General features: G+C 70.0%; 12 protein-coding genes. 7 read left to right on the forward strand and 5 right to left on the reverse strand.

The window, feature by feature from the left end; all coding sequences use genetic code 11:
- Nucleotides 1-72 precede the first annotated feature (72 nt).
- The gene (ada, locus tag FHS74_RS13765) at nucleotides 73-1,170 is read left to right on the forward strand and encodes a bifunctional DNA-binding transcriptional regulator/O6-methylguanine-DNA methyltransferase Ada (protein ID WP_246463124.1); all 1,098 of its coding nucleotides are present in this window, start codon (nucleotides 73-75) and stop codon (nucleotides 1,168-1,170) included.
- Nucleotides 1,167-1,898: a 2OG-Fe(II) oxygenase gene (locus tag FHS74_RS13770; protein ID WP_246463125.1), complete on the forward strand. Its 732-nt coding sequence runs from the start codon at nucleotides 1,167-1,169 to the stop codon at nucleotides 1,896-1,898. Before ada ends, FHS74_RS13770 begins: the two co-directional genes overlap by 4 nt.
- Nucleotides 1,899-1,910: 12 nt before the next feature.
- On the opposite strand, the gene FHS74_RS13775 is transcribed toward FHS74_RS13770, so the two are convergent.
- From FHS74_RS13775 to FHS74_RS13785, 3 genes are all read right to left on the reverse strand, one after another.
- Complete coding sequence (locus FHS74_RS13775) at nucleotides 1,911-2,903, reverse strand: BMP family lipoprotein (protein ID WP_184801426.1); 993 nt, start codon at nucleotides 2,901-2,903, stop codon at nucleotides 1,911-1,913.
- An 11-nt stretch (nucleotides 2,904-2,914) separates the two neighbouring features.
- On the reverse strand, nucleotides 2,915-5,014 hold the full coding sequence (locus FHS74_RS13780) for a methyl-accepting chemotaxis protein (RefSeq protein WP_184801428.1): 2,100 nt from the start codon (nucleotides 5,012-5,014) through the stop codon (nucleotides 2,915-2,917).
- 445 nt (nucleotides 5,015-5,459) lie between these two features.
- Nucleotides 5,460-5,669 carry a hypothetical protein gene (locus tag FHS74_RS13785; RefSeq protein WP_184801430.1) on the reverse strand — a complete coding sequence of 70 codons (210 nt, stop codon included), beginning with the start codon at nucleotides 5,667-5,669 and terminating at the stop codon, nucleotides 5,460-5,462.
- Between the two features lie 303 nt (nucleotides 5,670-5,972).
- On the opposite strand from FHS74_RS13785, the gene FHS74_RS13790 reads away from it, so the two are divergent.
- A complete protein-coding gene (locus FHS74_RS13790) occupies nucleotides 5,973-6,650 on the forward strand; it encodes an RT0821/Lpp0805 family surface protein (protein WP_184801432.1) in 678 nt (225 codons plus the stop codon).
- Between the two features lie 370 nt (nucleotides 6,651-7,020).
- Nucleotides 7,021-8,064, forward strand: a complete 1,044-nt coding sequence (locus tag FHS74_RS13795; RefSeq protein WP_184801434.1) for a glycosyltransferase — start codon at nucleotides 7,021-7,023, stop codon at nucleotides 8,062-8,064.
- Here the strand turns inward: FHS74_RS13795 and FHS74_RS13800 are convergent.
- Nucleotides 8,061-9,185 (reverse strand): aromatic ring-hydroxylating oxygenase subunit alpha, encoded by a 1,125-nt coding sequence (locus FHS74_RS13800; RefSeq protein WP_184801436.1) that lies wholly within the window; start codon nucleotides 9,183-9,185, stop codon nucleotides 8,061-8,063. The genes FHS74_RS13795 and FHS74_RS13800 overlap by 4 nt on opposite strands.
- A gap of 93 nt (nucleotides 9,186-9,278) precedes the next feature.
- On the opposite strand from FHS74_RS13800, the gene FHS74_RS13805 reads away from it, so the two are divergent.
- The 3 genes from FHS74_RS13805 (at nucleotide 9,279) to FHS74_RS13815 (ending at nucleotide 13,998) form a co-directional block, all read left to right on the forward strand.
- The gene (locus FHS74_RS13805) at nucleotides 9,279-10,769 is read left to right on the forward strand and encodes a tetratricopeptide repeat protein (RefSeq protein ID WP_211106297.1); all 1,491 of its coding nucleotides are present in this window, start codon (nucleotides 9,279-9,281) and stop codon (nucleotides 10,767-10,769) included.
- Complete coding sequence (locus tag FHS74_RS13810) at nucleotides 10,691-12,847, forward strand: O-linked N-acetylglucosamine transferase, SPINDLY family protein (RefSeq protein ID WP_184801440.1); 2,157 nt, start codon at nucleotides 10,691-10,693, stop codon at nucleotides 12,845-12,847. The genes FHS74_RS13805 and FHS74_RS13810 overlap by 79 nt, the downstream gene beginning before the upstream one ends.
- A gap of 155 nt (nucleotides 12,848-13,002) precedes the next feature.
- The gene (locus tag FHS74_RS13815; RefSeq protein WP_184801442.1) at nucleotides 13,003-13,998 is read left to right on the forward strand and encodes a KpsF/GutQ family sugar-phosphate isomerase; all 996 of its coding nucleotides are present in this window, start codon (nucleotides 13,003-13,005) and stop codon (nucleotides 13,996-13,998) included.
- A gap of 4 nt (nucleotides 13,999-14,002) precedes the next feature.
- On the opposite strand, the gene FHS74_RS13820 is transcribed toward FHS74_RS13815, so the two are convergent.
- On the reverse strand, nucleotides 14,003-14,803 hold the full coding sequence (locus FHS74_RS13820) for a HEAT repeat domain-containing protein (protein WP_184801444.1): 801 nt from the start codon (nucleotides 14,801-14,803) through the stop codon (nucleotides 14,003-14,005).
- Between the last annotated feature and the right edge of the window lie 115 nt (nucleotides 14,804-14,918).

Raw genomic sequence — 14,918 nt, forward strand, 5'->3', positions numbered from 1 at the left:
GACCCGGGATGTCGGGGGGATCGCCTGGGGGTACATCAGGGGCAGGACGACACCCATATCAGGATGACGATCATGCTCCCCGGTGCCATGCCGACCGCCGCCAACACCTCCCCGCGCCCCACCGCCGCCGATGCCGATCCCCGCTGGCAGTTCCTGCTGGTCCGGGATGCGGCACAGGACGGGCGCTTCGTCTATTCGGTGAAGACCACCGGCGTCTATTGCCGGCCTTCCTGCCCCTCGCGTCTGGCCAAGCCCACGAACGTCGCCTTCCACGACAGTTGCGCTGAGGCGGAGCGCGCGGGCTTCCGCCCCTGCAAGCGCTGCAAGCCCGACCAAGCGCAGGGGTTTGCCCAGCGCCAGGCCCAGTTGGTGGCCGACGCCTGCCGCGCCATCGAGACGGCGGAGGACGCTCCCGGCCTGGAGGAGCTGGCGAGCCAGGCCGGACTCAGCCCCCATCACTTCCACCGTGTCTTCAAGGCCGTCACCGGCGTGACGCCCAAGGCCTATGCCATCGCCCATCGGGCCCGGCGGGTGCGGGACGAGTTGGCCCGTCCTGGGGCAACCGTCACCACGGCGCTCTATGATGCCGGCTTCAACGCCAGCAGCCGCTTCTACGAGGCGGCCGACGGGGTGCTGGGCATGCGGCCCGGCGACTATCGCGCCGGTGGGACCAATGCCGACATTCGTTTCGCCGTGGCCCAGTGCAGCCTGGGCGCCCTCCTGGTGGCGCGCAGCGACCGTGGCATCTGCGCCATCACCCTGGGCGATGATCCCGACATCCTGGTGCGCGAGTTGCAGGACCGCTTCCCCAGGGCGCGGCTGACGGGCGATGACCCCGCCTTCGATGCCCAGGTGGCCCAGGTGGTTGGCTTCGTCGAAGCGCCGCGCCTGGGGCTGGACCTGCCCCTGGATGTACGGGGCACCGCCTTCCAGCAGCGGGTGTGGCAGGCCCTGCGCGCCATCCCCGCCGGGGAGACGGCCAGCTATGCCCAGGTGGCGGCAAGCATCGGCGCGCCCAAGGCAGTCCGCGCCGTGGCCCAGGCCTGCGCCGCTAACCCCGTCGCCGTCGCCGTTCCTTGTCATCGCGTGGTGCGGACCGACGGTGCCCTGTCCGGCTACCGCTGGGGGGTGGAACGCAAGCGCACCCTGCTGGGGCGGGAGCGGGCATGATGGACGGCCCTCTCGCCGAAAATGATGGCAATGCCATCATCGCCAGCTATGACTGGTCCGCGCTTTCCGCCGAATTGGACGCGTACGGTTGTGCCGTACTGCCCAATCTGCTCGATCCCGCCGCCTGCCGCGACCTGGCCAGCCTGTACGCGCAGGAACAGGGATTCCGCAGCCGGGTGGTCATGGGGCGGCACGGCTTCGGCAGGGGGGAGTACAAATACTGGGCCTATCCGCTGCCGGCGCCGGTACAGGCATTGCGCAGCGGCCTTTACCCCCGGCTGGCGGTCATCGCCAACCGATGGAACCAGCGTCTGGGCCTGGAGGTGCGCTATCCCGGCACCCATGCCGATTTCCTGGCGCTGTGCCATGAGACGGGCCAGGGGCGGCCCACCCCCCTGCTGCTGCAATACGGGCCCGGTGACTACAACTGCCTGCATCAGGATCTGTATGGGGAAAAGGTGTTCCCCTTGCAGGTGGCGGTCCTGCTGTCGGAACCCGGCCGGGACTTCACGGGCGGGGAGTTCGTGATCACCGAACAGCGCCCGCGCCTGCAGTCGCGGGCGGAGGTGGTGCCCCTGCGTCAGGGCGACGCCGTCATCTTCGCCGTCCAGCACCGGCCGGTGGCGGGCAGCCGGGGCACCTACCGGGTCACCCTGCGCCACGGCGTCAGTCGTGTCCGTTCCGGCCACCGCCACACCCTGGGCATCATCTTCCACGACGCGCTTTGACCGGCCTGCGGGTCAACTCGGGCTCGCCACTTTCACCTGGCCGCTGACGATGGCCTGCCGGGCACGGGCGACGGCGTCGACAATGGCCGGTGTCCAGACGGCGCGGTTGTCGGCGTCCACCACCACATCCACCCCGCCCTCCTTCAAGCCCAGGCGCGAAACGCCGGCCTTGAAGGTCTGGGTGCGGCCGGCCTCGAAGGCGCGGTCGATGGCTACATCCAGCCGCTTGACCATGGAGGTCAGCATGCGGCCGGGATAGAGATAGTTCTGATTGCTGTCCACCCCCACACCCAAGGCCCCCTTGGCGTGCCCGATGTCCAGGGCGCCCAGGCCGGAGACGCCGGCGGCGGGGAACAGCACGTCGGCATTGTGGCGCAGCATCTCACGGGCGATTTCGGACGCGGCGAAGGGGTCGGAAAAGCCCTTCGGGTCGGCGGCCACCAGGCCGGTCAGCACCGTGGCGTCGTGGCGGGTGTCCTTGACGCCCTGGGCGTACCCCTTCTCGAAGCGTTCGATCACCGCCGCCGGCATGCCGCCGATAAAGCCCACCGTGCCGCTTTTGCTCGCCAGTGCCGCCGCCACCCCCACGAGGTAGGAGCCTTCGTTCTCGGCGAACAGGACCGAGGCGACGTTGGCACCGGGCACGACCCCATCGAACAGGGTGAAGCGTACGTCCGTATGCTGGGGCGCGAAGGCGGCCAAGGCCGTCTGAAAACGGAAACCGATCAGCGCCACGTCGGTGCAGCCGGCGGTGACGGCGGCCTGAAGGGCGCCGGGATAGGCGTCCTCGCCCCCCGGTTCGAACTCGGCCACGGCCACGCCGGTCTTCTGGGCGAAGGTCTGGCTGCCGTCATAGGCCATCTCGTTGAAGCTTTTGTCGAACTTGCCGGCCTCGGTATAAACGACGCAGGGTTTGAACGACGCGGCGCTGGCAGTGCTGGCGTTGCCAGCAAAAAAGGCGATCGTCAGCGCGATGGGGGCCAGCAGGGATGATGGGCGGATCATGGCGTCTCTCCTCACGCGGCGACATCGGTGGCGCGAACCTGGCCCAGGAAGCGGCGCACCGCCTCGTCCAGCCGGGCGGCTTGGGCAGCCAACCCTTCAGCACTCTGGCGCACCTGCCCGGCCGACTCCCCGGTGGACAAGGCGGCGGTGTGCACGCGGCCGATGGTGTTGTTGACCTCCTCCACGCCCTGGGCGGCTTCGCTGATCGACCGGCTGATCTCGGCCGTGGCGGCGTTCTGCTCCTCCACCGCGGCGGCGATGGTGCTGGACACCTGGCTCAGCTGGACGATGGTGCCGCCGATCTGGCGGATGGAGTCGACGACAGCGCCCACGGCGTCGCGCACGGCGGCGACCTCACCGGCGATGTCGCCCGTGGCCTTCGATGTCTGACCCGCCAGGCTTTTCACCTCGGAGGCCACGACGGCGAAGCCCTTGCCGGCCGCCGCGGCCCGCGCCGCCTCGATGGTGGCGTTCAGGGCCAGCAGGTTGGTCTGGCCGGCGATATCGTCGATCAGGCGGGTGACGCTACCGATACGCTCCGCGGCACCCGTCAGGCGCTCCACCATGTCGGCCGCGCCATCGGCCTCCTCATTGGCGCGCTGGGAGATGGTGATCGCCTGTTGCAGCTGGCCGCTGATTTCCTGCACCGACAGGGACAGTTGCTCGGTGGCGCCGGCCACGGTCTGGGTGTTGCGCGACGCCGCCTCGCTGGACAAGGCCACGCTGTTCGCCTGGTCGGCGGTGTCGTCGGCCGACCGTCCCATGCTGTGCGACAGGGCGGTCATCTGATCGGCCGCGTCCACCAGCGCTGTGATGATGCCCCCCACCGATTGTTCAAAGCTGTCGGCCATGGCCGCCATGGCGGCGCGGCGATGCGCCGCCGCTTCCCGCCGCTCGGCCGCCAGCTGCGCCTCATGGTCGCGTACCTGCACGGCGTTGGCGCGGAAGACGGTGACGGTGCGCGCCATTTCGGCGATCTCGTCGCTGCCGCGGGTGTCGATCTCGACGGTCAGATCGCCACCGGCCAGGGCCAGCATGCTGCGTGACAGATGGGCGACGCGGCCGGCGATGCTGCGGCCGACATAAAAGACGGCGACCCCCACCGCGATGGTGACGCCGGCCAGGCCAGAAGCCACCAGCAGGCCGCGGGCGAAGGACACCACGGCCTCCAGCGCCTTGGCCTTGGTGCGCACCTCCGCCTGGGTATCGGCGCCCAGTTCGGCGCCCAGCTTCTGTACCCGGGCGGCGATGGCAGCACTTTGGTGCAGCAGGCCGGCGCCCTGGTCCTGGGCGTCGGCCAGGCGGCTCTTCATCACGGCCAGGCCGCCGGCGGTGATATCGCCAAAACCCGGCGCGGCCGGCGTGGGCGTCCCCAACGCCGCGTGGGTCATGATGTCCAGGCTGTCGGCGACGGTGGCGCGCACGTCCGCCGGCAGAACGGACTCGGTGGCGCGCAGGTGCTGCAGGGCGGATGCCAGGGCGGCCTTCGCCATCGCGGGATCCTGGCCGGCCACGGCTGGCGTGGCCAACAGGGCGGCGAAGGACTGCACCTCCGCCAAGGCGGACAACAGCGCCGGGCTGGGGCTGCGGGCCAGCGCCGCCATCAAGGCGCCCTGGGCCCGGGTGTTGGCCTGGGCCGCCGCCGTCTCATCGGCGGCCACCGCCTGGCGCAGGCGCCAGCGGGCATCCTCGGCGCCGTTCAGCACCTGCAGCAATGCCGAGAAACGGCCGCCGAGGACGCGCAGCTCTTCCAACTGCGGCGTCTGGCCCAGCTGGGCGTTGGCCTGGCGCAGGGCGTCGTTGAAGGCCTTCTCCGCCACGGTCAACCCCTTGCGCGTGGCCTGCGCCTCCTCCGGCGTGGTGGCGATGGAGGCATCCATGGAGGTGCCGGCCAGCCCTTCGGCCGCGCGGGTCAGGGCGTCCAGCGTGTCCAGCCGGGGCAAGGTCTCATCGACGATGGCGTTCAGCGTGCTGTCCACGCGGGCATAGGTCAGCCAGCTCTGGCCGGTGATGACCAGCATGGCCAGGATGATGGCGCCAAAGGCCAGGCCCAGGCGCGCGGCCAAGCCCAGGCGCCGGTTGCCCGCCCGCGGCTCCCGGGCGTTCCGCATGCGTATAGGCGCTATTGTTAAGGCTGCCATGGCTCCGTCCCTTCCCGATGCGGTTGGTAGAGGCCTGGGTGCCGTGATTCCCCGTTCCCATCCGGGCGGGTTTCAGACCCGTCCCGTCCCCATGCCTGCGGCCGGTCGCCCCTTGGCCCCCCAAAAGGCCGGACGGACGCCCCCGCAGTCATAGGAAATCTTGATGATCACTGTGTGACAATCCGGGGTGCGGACAAAGAAAAAACTGACCATATGGTCAGGTCGCCCCCTATCCCTCCGGCGGGCGCCCATCGGGGCGGCAAACAGCGGATTCTTTAGGCAGAATCAGGGGGAGCGAAACGGGCTGAAGCCAGCGGATACGCTGGGAAATGCGACGTATATTGGATACAGGCCGGCGCCGGGCTCATCGCCCGCGGGCAGGGGGGCGACTCGGGGGGGAAGAGCTAGGCCGGGATCAGTGGAAGCGACCGCTGCGGGTGGACTGGACCACCATGTCCAGGCCCGCGCGCAGCACGACCATCTGGTCGAAGGACAGACCGGTGAGGGCCAGCAGGGCGGGCAGCAAGGCCCGGGCCCGTGTGCTGAGCGTGTTCATCACCGCCGCGCGATTGGGGAGAACCGGGGTCGAACGGCCGGCGCAGGTCAGGCAAAGCGTGGTCATCATCGTCTCCTTTCCTGGCGTCGGGTCCTGCGGCGGGGCAGCGGGGGCTCGGGGGCCGGGGTATCTGGCGTGGTTGATGTCGAATTTATATTTCTGGAACGACTTTAGCGATAGTTGGGCAAATCGGCATTCCGCGTTCCATTGCTGGAACAATGCACGAAAGAGAGGGCGGCTATTGCCGCTTGAACCTGCCCGGCACCGGCCATAAATCGAACGCAATGGCAGCGTTGTATCAACGTGCCTGACCCCCTGGCTGTGACGGTTCCCAGCGGGGCCATGCTGTTTTCGATGAACAGGAATTCCGGTATGCGACGCCTTTCCTTCCGCGCCCTTTGCTCCCTGACCTTGGCGGCCACGGTCGCCTTCACCGCCGCCGCGGTTCCGGCCCTGGCGCAGGACCGTTGGGACGACCATCGGGGGGACGACCATCGGGGGGACGACCATCGGGGAGACGATCACCATCGCGATGATCGCCGCTGGGACGGTCGTCGGGGGGATGACCACCGCGGGCCCTGGGCGCCGCAGTACGGTCATTTCCGTGACCATGACGTCTTCGTCTATGGCCGTGGGCCGGTCATCGTTCCGGAATTCCGGCGGCACATGTACCGCGACGTTGTGGTCCTGCGGCCCTTCGGCGTCTACTACACCGGCTACGGCCACTATTACCGCGACGTGGACGCCTATCGCTGGCTGGGCCTGACCGCCATCACGCTGACGCTGCTGGACAGTCTGGCCGAACAGCAGCAGCGCGCGCTGGAGGATGCGCAGATCCGCGCGACCATGGCGCCGGTGGGCCAGCCCATCGTCTGGAACGACGGCAATGCCAGTGGTGCTGTGACCACGCTGCGGGATGGCCACACCACCGACGGCCAGTACTGCCGCGAGTTCCAGCAGGACGTCACCATCGGCGGCCAGACCCAGCAGGCCTACGGCACCGCCTGCCAGCAGCCGGACGGCGCCTGGCGCGTCGTCGCGGACAACTGATCGGGTGGACCCCAGCCCCGGCGGCGGCGGCCCCGTTGCGGGGGCTGTCGCCGGGGCCCGGATGCCCGGGCGACAGGTTGTCGTCCGCCTTCGCGTATAAAGCAGACAGTTGCCGTTCTGCGGGCGACAGGTCGAGTCTGCGAAAACTTGCGCTAAACGAGCCCAAGTATTTAAGGTGCTGCATGTCCTGGGCGATGGGCCCCGACAGCGCCGCCTCGCAGCCCGACCTTTCAGCCATGGTCCCGCGGAACCGGGTTATCCCTGTAACCCCAGCGGGATGCGTATCGGCATGTCCTCCATCGCTCTGTCGGAAACTTCATCCTCCCGTGGCGGTCCCCATCGCTCCGGGTTCTGGCAGGGAGGTGGCGGGGTGACCAGTATTGCCCATGTCATGATACCCCACGGTTTCGGCGGCGCCGAAAAGCATGTGGTGGAACTGGCCGGTTTCCAGGCCGATGACCATCAGGTCATGGTCATTCTCGGCCCGGGTGAGGACGGTGGCGTCGGCGCCCGCCATCTGGCGGAGGCGCTGGATCCCCGGGTCTCGGTGGTGTGGCTGCCCGCGCGCCTGCGTACCGCAGCACTTTTCTGGAAACTGCTGGCGCTCTGCCCGGATATCGTCCACGCCCACCTCAACACGGCGGCCCGCCGGGTGTTGCGTTGCCGCCCCGGCTGCCCGCGCGTGGTCACCCTGCACAATGGCTTCCGCGCCGGCCTGCATGACCGCTTCGACGGCATCATCCGCATCGCCGACTACCAGGCCCGGTTGATTCCGGCCGCGGCGCGTCAGCGGTCCATCACCGTCCACAACTGGGTGCTGCCCCTGACCGGCGGCCTGTCCCGCGCCGACGCCCGCGCGGCCTTGGGCCTGCCGGCGGACGCGGCCGTGATCGGCGGCATGGGGCGCCTGGAAGTGGGCAAGGGCTTCGATGTGCTGGTGGCGGCCTATGCCCGCCTGCGCGCCCATCGCCCGGACGCGCGTCTGGTGCTGTTCGGTCAGGGGGCGGAGATGGCCGCGTTGCGCGACCAGGCGGCGCAACTGGCGCTGGGCGACGGCGTGTTGTTCGCGGGTTTCCGTCCCGACGTGCGGCGTTACCTGCCGGCGCTGGATCTGGGGGTGGTTGCCTCCCGTCACGAGCCGTTCGGCCTGACCTTGCTGGAATATGCCGATGCCGGGGTGCCGGTGGTGGCCACCCGGACGGAAGGGCCGCTGGAGATCCTGGGGACCGACCATCCCTTCCTCTGTCCGCCGGATGACGCCCCCGCCATGGCCGACATCCTGCGGGCGGCCCTGGACGGGCGCGTCCCCGTCCCCCCGATCGACCTCACCCGCTTCCGCCCCGAGGTGCAGATGGGCAGGATCAGCGCGCTGTACGCCCAGCTGACGGGCGCGCCGTCGTCCGTCTCCGCTTAAGCTTCATACCCCATGGCCTGACGCCAGACGGTGTGGAAGGCGCGGATGCGGCCCTCATTGTCGCCCAGCAGGGCGGGGTGCTGGGCCTGCATCGTCCCCGCCCACGCGGCTTCGGCCACGGTCTGGTCTTCGGCCAGCAGGCGTCGATTGAACTCCGCCAGATGTCCCTCCACCCCCGCCCGGGCCGCCGCGCTGCCCCCCGGTTGCGGCTTGGCCAGCGACAGCCGGTACCGCAGCGTACAGCGGCCCGGCAGCACCGCGCCGTCGGGGGCATACACTGGCTCGTACGTCTGTACGCTGGCCATCAGGCCGGCTGTCAGCCCGATGGCCAGGTTGGGAAAGAGGATGGCGTGGTCATAGTCGGTGAAATTGGTCAGCGGCGTCAGCTTCAGCCGCTTGGCGACGCCGTCCCACCACCGCCGGGTTTCCGCCGTCAGGCCGATGGTGCCGGTGCTATGGGGGCCATGCTCGGCGCAAACCCAGGCGCCCTCGGTCACGGTGCGGAAGGTTTCCGGATGCACGGCATCGACGTGATACACCTCCAGCACATTCTCCATACCCACCTTCCAGTCGGCCCGCCAGTCCAGCGGCGCCTGGTCGAAGGGTGCCGCGAAGCCGTCGGAGACCGCGTCCAGCCAGGCGCCCAGCGGGCCTAGCCAGTCGTCCAAGGCCGGGCCGCCGGGCATAAGGCGGACGAAGACGAATCGGCCGCGCCGCGCCACCTCGTATCCGGTCAGGGCCAGGGCCGCCTTGTCCGCCTTGTCCAGGTGAAAGCAGGTGTCGTTGCCGGGAACGCCGACCGGCACACCCTCCCGGTTATAGGTCCAGCCGTGATAGGGGCAGCGCAAGGCCCCCCGGCCGCTGTCGGTGCGGTGCAGCCGGGCATGGCGATGGGAACAGATGTCGCGGAAGGCGCGGATGTCGTCGTCGAAGCGCTGCACCACCACGGGCACGCCGGCGATGGTGCGCACCAGATAGCCATCGGGGGCGGCCAACTCGTCACTGAATCCAACGAAATGCCACAGGCGGGCGAACAGGGCCCGGGTCTCCGCCCCGGCGGTGGCGGCGCCATAGTCCTGTGGCGCCAGGGCTGCCCGCATTTCCGCGATCCTGTCCGTCATGACGCCATCCGTCCGCTCGCCAATCACACCCGCTCCTTCACGCCCGGTCTTGTCCTGGTGCCGCCGAAACTCCATTCTCCCGGCATGGCCAGTGTGACCGAAGCCCTCTCCGCTGCCTATGAGCATCACGTCGCCGGCCGGTTGGACGCGGCGGTGGTCCTCTATGGCCGCATCCTCGACGCCGAGCCCCGCAACCATGCCGCCCTGCACCTGCTGGGCCTGGCCCGCATCCAGCAGGGTGATCTGGACGGGGCCACGGAAAGCATGATGCTGGCGGCGGCTGTGTCCCCCGACAACCCCAGCTATCGCAGCAATCTGGGCACCGCGCTGAAGGCGCAGGGCCGTTTCGATCTGGCAGAAGAAGCCTATCGGCAGGCGCTTGCCATTGATCCGGATCATGTCGACGCCATGGCCAACCTGGGTGGCGTGCTGCACGCCACCGGGCGGCTGGCCGCCGCCATCGCCTGTCTGGAGCGGGCGCTGCCCCGGGCGCCGGACCACGCGGTCACCCTCATCAACCTGGGCGTTGCCCTGACCGATCGTGGACAGCTGCCCCGCGCCCTGACCCTGCTGCGCCGCGCGGTGGAGGTCACGACACCCGCCCCCGGCCAGCCCCTGGGCGAGCGGGGGGGAGAGGCGCGGTGGAATCTGGCGGTCGCCCTGCTGATGGCGGGCGACCACGCCGCCGGCTGGCCCCAGTTCGAGGCGCGGCGCCACCGGCCCGGCCACGCGCTGGCCCGGCCGCCGGGGATGGAATGGGATGGGTCCGATCCCGCGGGCCTGACCTTGCTGGTGCACAGCGAACAGGGCCGGGGCGACAGTGTGCAGTTCGCGCGCTTCCTGGCGCCGCTGGCGGTCAAGGGCGCCCGCGTGGTGCTGGCCTGCCAGCCGGAACTGGTGCGCTTGCTGGCCACGGCACCCGGCGTGGACCAAGTGGTGTCCACCGGCGACCCGCTGCCGGCCTACGACGCCTATTGCCCGTTGCTCAGCCTGCCCTTCCGTCTGGGCCTGGGGGGCCCCGAGGAATGGCCGGCCCCCGCGCCATATCTGGCACCGGATCCGGTACTGGCGGCCGGGTTCGCCGCGCGACTGGCGGCGGCTGGGGGGCTGCGGCGCGTGGGCGTGTGCTGGGCGGGGGCGCCGACCAATCCGGTGGATGGGCGCCGCAGCCTGGATCCGGGTCTGCTGGCGCCGCTGGCGCGGTTCACCGGCCAGGTCGCCTTCGTCAGCCTGCAGAAGGGCATCCGGTCGGCGGCGCTGCCTGCGGACCTGAAAGCCATCGACTGGACGGCGGAGCTTGCGGACTACGCCGATACCGCCGCCCTGGTATCCAGTCTGGACCTGGTGGTCACCGTCGACACCTCCATCGCCCATCTGGCGGGGGCGCTGGGCCGGCCGGTCTGGCTGCTGAACCGGTATGACGGCTGCTGGCGCTGGCGGAAGGGCAGCATCGATAGCCCCTGGTATCCCGGCTTGGTGCAACTGCGCCAGGAGGAGATGGGCGATTGGCGCGCGCCGCTGTCCCGCCTGACCGCCCGGCTGGGCGCCTGGCTGGCGGCACCGTCGCCGTCCAGCACCCCATGAGCGTGCTGGACCAGGCCGTCGCCCGGCACCAGGCGGGGGACTTGGATGAGGCGGCCGCCCTGTACGCCCAGGTGCTGGCGGCCGAGCCGCATCAGCCGGACGCCTTGAACCTGCTGGGGGTGCTGCGGGCTCAACAGGGTGATCCGGCGGCCGGGGAGGCGCTGGTCGCCCGGGCCGCCGCCCTGCGGCCCGATGCGGAAATTCTGGCCAACCTGGGTCGTCTGCGGGCCGCGGCGGGCCGTGTGCCGGCGGCGGAGGCCGCCTTCCGCGCCGCCCTGGCGCGGGACGGATCCCATGCGGGCGCCGCCTTCGCCCTGGGCACCCTGCTGCTGAACGCCAACCGGCCGGCTGACGCGGTGGCGCCGCTGGAACTTGCGGCGCGCCTGGACCTCAATCACGGTGCGGCCCGCGCCAATCTGGGTGTCGCCCTGCATCGCCTGGGGCGCCTGGGTGATGCGGAGTCCGTTCTGCGCGCCGCGCTGGAACGGGATGCGACGCAGGCGGCGGCGCGGTTCAACCTGGCCTCCGTCCTGGACGATCAGGGGCGGCTGGACGCGGCGGAGGCGGAGTATCGGCTGCTGACGGCCCGGCACCCGGATGTCGCTGACGCTTGGCTGAACCTGGGCACCCTGCTGCACCGCCGCCATCGCGACCTTGAGGCCCTGCCGTGCTTCCAGGCGGCGCTGGATCGCGGCACCAGCCGCCGTGCCGGCGCCTTGGCCCATCTGATCCATCTCCACTATCGCCTGTGCCGCTGGGATGCGGCGGCCGCCTTGATTCCCCAGTTGCTGTCCCTGCTGGAGGCGGGCGACGACAGCGCCCCGCCCTTCGCCGTGTTGTGCCTGGAGGTGGAGGAGGCGGTGCGCCAGCGGGCGGCCCGCTTGCACGCGGCTGCCAATGCGCGCGCCGCGGGCCCGCCCTTGGCTCCGGCCAGCCTGGGACCGGCGGGCCGGCCCTTGCGCGTCGGCTATCTCTCCGCCGATTGGCACCAGCACCCCACCGCCTATCTGATGGCGGGGGTGCTGGAGGCGCACGACCGGCACAAGGTTACGGTAACCGCCTTCTCCTATGGTCCCGACGATGGCAGCCCCATGCGGGCCCGGCTGAAGGCTGGGGCGGACCATTTCGTTGATTTGCGGGGCATGGATGACCGGGGGGCGGCCCAGGCCATCCGGACGGCCGGGGTCGATATCCTGGTGGATCTCAAAGGCTATACCGAGGGCGGCCGGCCCGGCATCGCCCAACTGCGCCCCGCACCGGTACAGGTGCAGTACCTGGGCTACCCCGGCACCTTGGGCCGGGGTGCCGGCATCGATTACGTGTTGGCCGACGCCATCGTGCTGCCGCCGGGAGCGGAGGCGTATTGGGATGAGGCGGTGGTGCGTCTGTCCGGATGCTACCAGGCCAACGATTCCGGCCGCCCCATCGCGCCCCCGTCCTTGCGGGGGGATTGGGGCCTGCCGGACGACGCCATCGTCTTCGCCTGTTTCAACGCCGCCTATAAGCTGACCGCCGACGTCTTCGCCTGCTGGGGACGGCTGCTGGCGGCGGTGCCCAAGTCCGTGCTGTGGTTGCTGGATCCGGGGGCGGGTCTGCCAGCATTGCAGGCGACGCTAGCACACCAAGGTGTTGATCCCGCCCGGCTGGTGGTGGCGCCGGCCTTGCCCAAGGCCCGCATGGCCGAGCATCTGGCCCGCCAGGCCTGCGCCGACCTGTTCCTCGACACCTACCCGACGAATGCCCACACCACGGCGGCGGACGCGCTCTATGCCGGCCTGCCGGTGGTGACCCGGGCGGGTGTACCTTTCATCTCCCGCGTCGCGGCCAGCCTGCTGTATGCCCTGGGCCTGCCGGACCTGGTAACGTACGACCTTGCGGCGTACGAGGCCAAGGCGCTGGAGTTGGCGCGCGATCCGGCCCTGTTGGCGGATGTCCGGGCCCGCCTGTTGGCCGCCCATACGCGCCCGGGCGGCCCCTTCGACACGGGGATCTTCTGCCGCCGGCTGGAGGGGGCGTACGCCCGTATGGCGGACCGCGCCCGGGCCCACCTGCCGCCCGTGGACTTTGAGGTGGAGTGACGGCCGCCCGGGTGGCGGCCGACCATACCCGCAGCACACGGCTGACGGTGTGATCTGCCGCGTGGCGGGACTTTGTACTTTGCGTTACACCCTTGCCCAATTCTGGCTTGCCCGATTTTGGGCCGTCGCCCCTTCGAGCCCGTGGATTCCGCCCCATGACCATAGATCGCACCGCCGTCCTCGCCGCCGCTTCCGACCTGTTGCGGATCGAGGCCAACGCCGTCCTGCACCAGGTGGAGGCGCTGGACGGTGACTTCCTGGCGGTCGTGGACCACATTTGCGGCGAACACGGCAACACCCTGGTGGCCGGCATCGGCAAGTCCGGCCTGGTGGCCCGCCAGTTCGCCAGCAAGTTGGCCAGCATCGGCGCCCGCGCCTTCTATTACAGCGCCATCGACAGCCTGCATGGCGAACTGGGCCTGCTGCGCGACGGCGACCTGCTGATCCTGCTGTCCAACAGCGGCCAGACCCAGGAACTGGTGGACGTGGCCAAGGCGGCGCAGCCGCGCGGCGTGAAGGTGGCGGCCATGGTCGGCCGCGTGCCCTCCATCCTGTCGCGCATGGCCGACTGGACACTGAAGGTGCATGTGGAGTCGGAGGCCACCGACACCAAGCTGCCCACCGCCAGCACCACCGCCATGCTGGCCTTCGCCGACGCCCTGGTCGTGGCGGTGGCGACGGAGAAGGGCTTCACCGCCAAGGATTTCGGCCGCAACCATCCCGGCGGCACGCTGGGCGTGGTGCTGGGCGCCTATGTCGATGATTTGATGGCCAGGGCGCCGGACCATGTGGCCCTGGTCGGCCCCGACCGGCCCATCCTGGAAACCCTGTTGGAGATGACCCGCTACCCGGCCGGCGCCGCCGTGGTGGTGGATGCCGACGACCGCCTGCTGGGGGTCATCACCGATGGCGATATCCGGCGCGGCTTGGCCCGTGTGGGCAAGGACCTGCTGGACCGTGACACCCGCGCCCTGATGACGCCCAAGCCCCGCACCTGCCGCACCGGCACCACCGCCATGGCCGCCCTGGCCCAGATGGAAAGCCCCTCGCAAGTCTACGTCCTGCCGGTGGTGGATGCCGACAACAAGGTGCTGGGCCTGCTGCGCATGCACGATCTGGCCGGCCTGGACGTGGCGCGCACGGCGGGGTGAGGGATCAGTCCGCCCGCTCGTTTTCCAGCCGCGCCAACAGTTCATCCTCGGCGATATCCGATCCCTCGTCCAGGCCCAGGTAGGTCAAGGCGGCGTCGAAGAACAGTTGGGGCATCATGCGTTCGCTGGCCACCGCCTTGATCAGTGCCGGCAACACCCGCGCGTCCCGTCGTCGCGCCAGGCCGCGCATGGCCTCCGCCCGGGTGAAGACGTCGTCGTCCGCCGTGTGGCGCAGCAGGGCGGCGCGGATGTTGGGGCCGTCCAACTGGACGCTCTGCCCAAGCGCGGTGGCCGCCCAGTCGCGCGCCTGTTCATAAGGGTCGTCGATCAACTCCAGCAGGGCGTCGATCGCCACGGGCGTGGTGCTGCCGCACAGCGCGAAGGCGACGGCATAGCGCACATGCGGGTCCTCGTGATGGCGGTGGGCCGCGAGGTCCGGGTCACATCGTCGGTTGCGCAGATGGCCCAGGGCGTAGATGGCGTCGATCATCACCCCGGGATCGTCGTCCCCCAGCAACCGCACCAGGGCGTCGCAGGCCTCCTCGGGAAAAGCCCGCATATCGCCGTGTTGATCGGAGGAATGCATCTGCCCCAGCACGCAGGCGCCCAGCCGCCGCCGGATTGGGTCCGGGGAGCGGCAGAGTTCCACCATAAGGGCCAGCCCCTGAGGCGTGCCCGCGCCCTGCAGGGCGACCAAGGCCGGCGTACGGTCGTCGTCACGCCGCATCTCCTGGATCGCCGCCTCGATCAGGCTGTCGAGGATGGACGGGGCGCCGTGACCGGTCTCGGGCGGGGTTGGGGACATGAAGGTTCCCGGGTGAACCGCTGGCGGGTGTCGAAGCATCATTCCAGCCGGTCCCTGTAAGGTGCTATCAAGGGCGAAGGCATACAAGTCTGTAAGCGTTTCCGCCTTCGAGGGT

The sequence above is a fragment of the Nitrospirillum iridis genome (assembly GCF_014205765.1).
GTDB classification, from domain to species: Bacteria; Pseudomonadota; Alphaproteobacteria; order Azospirillales; family Azospirillaceae; genus Nitrospirillum; species Nitrospirillum iridis.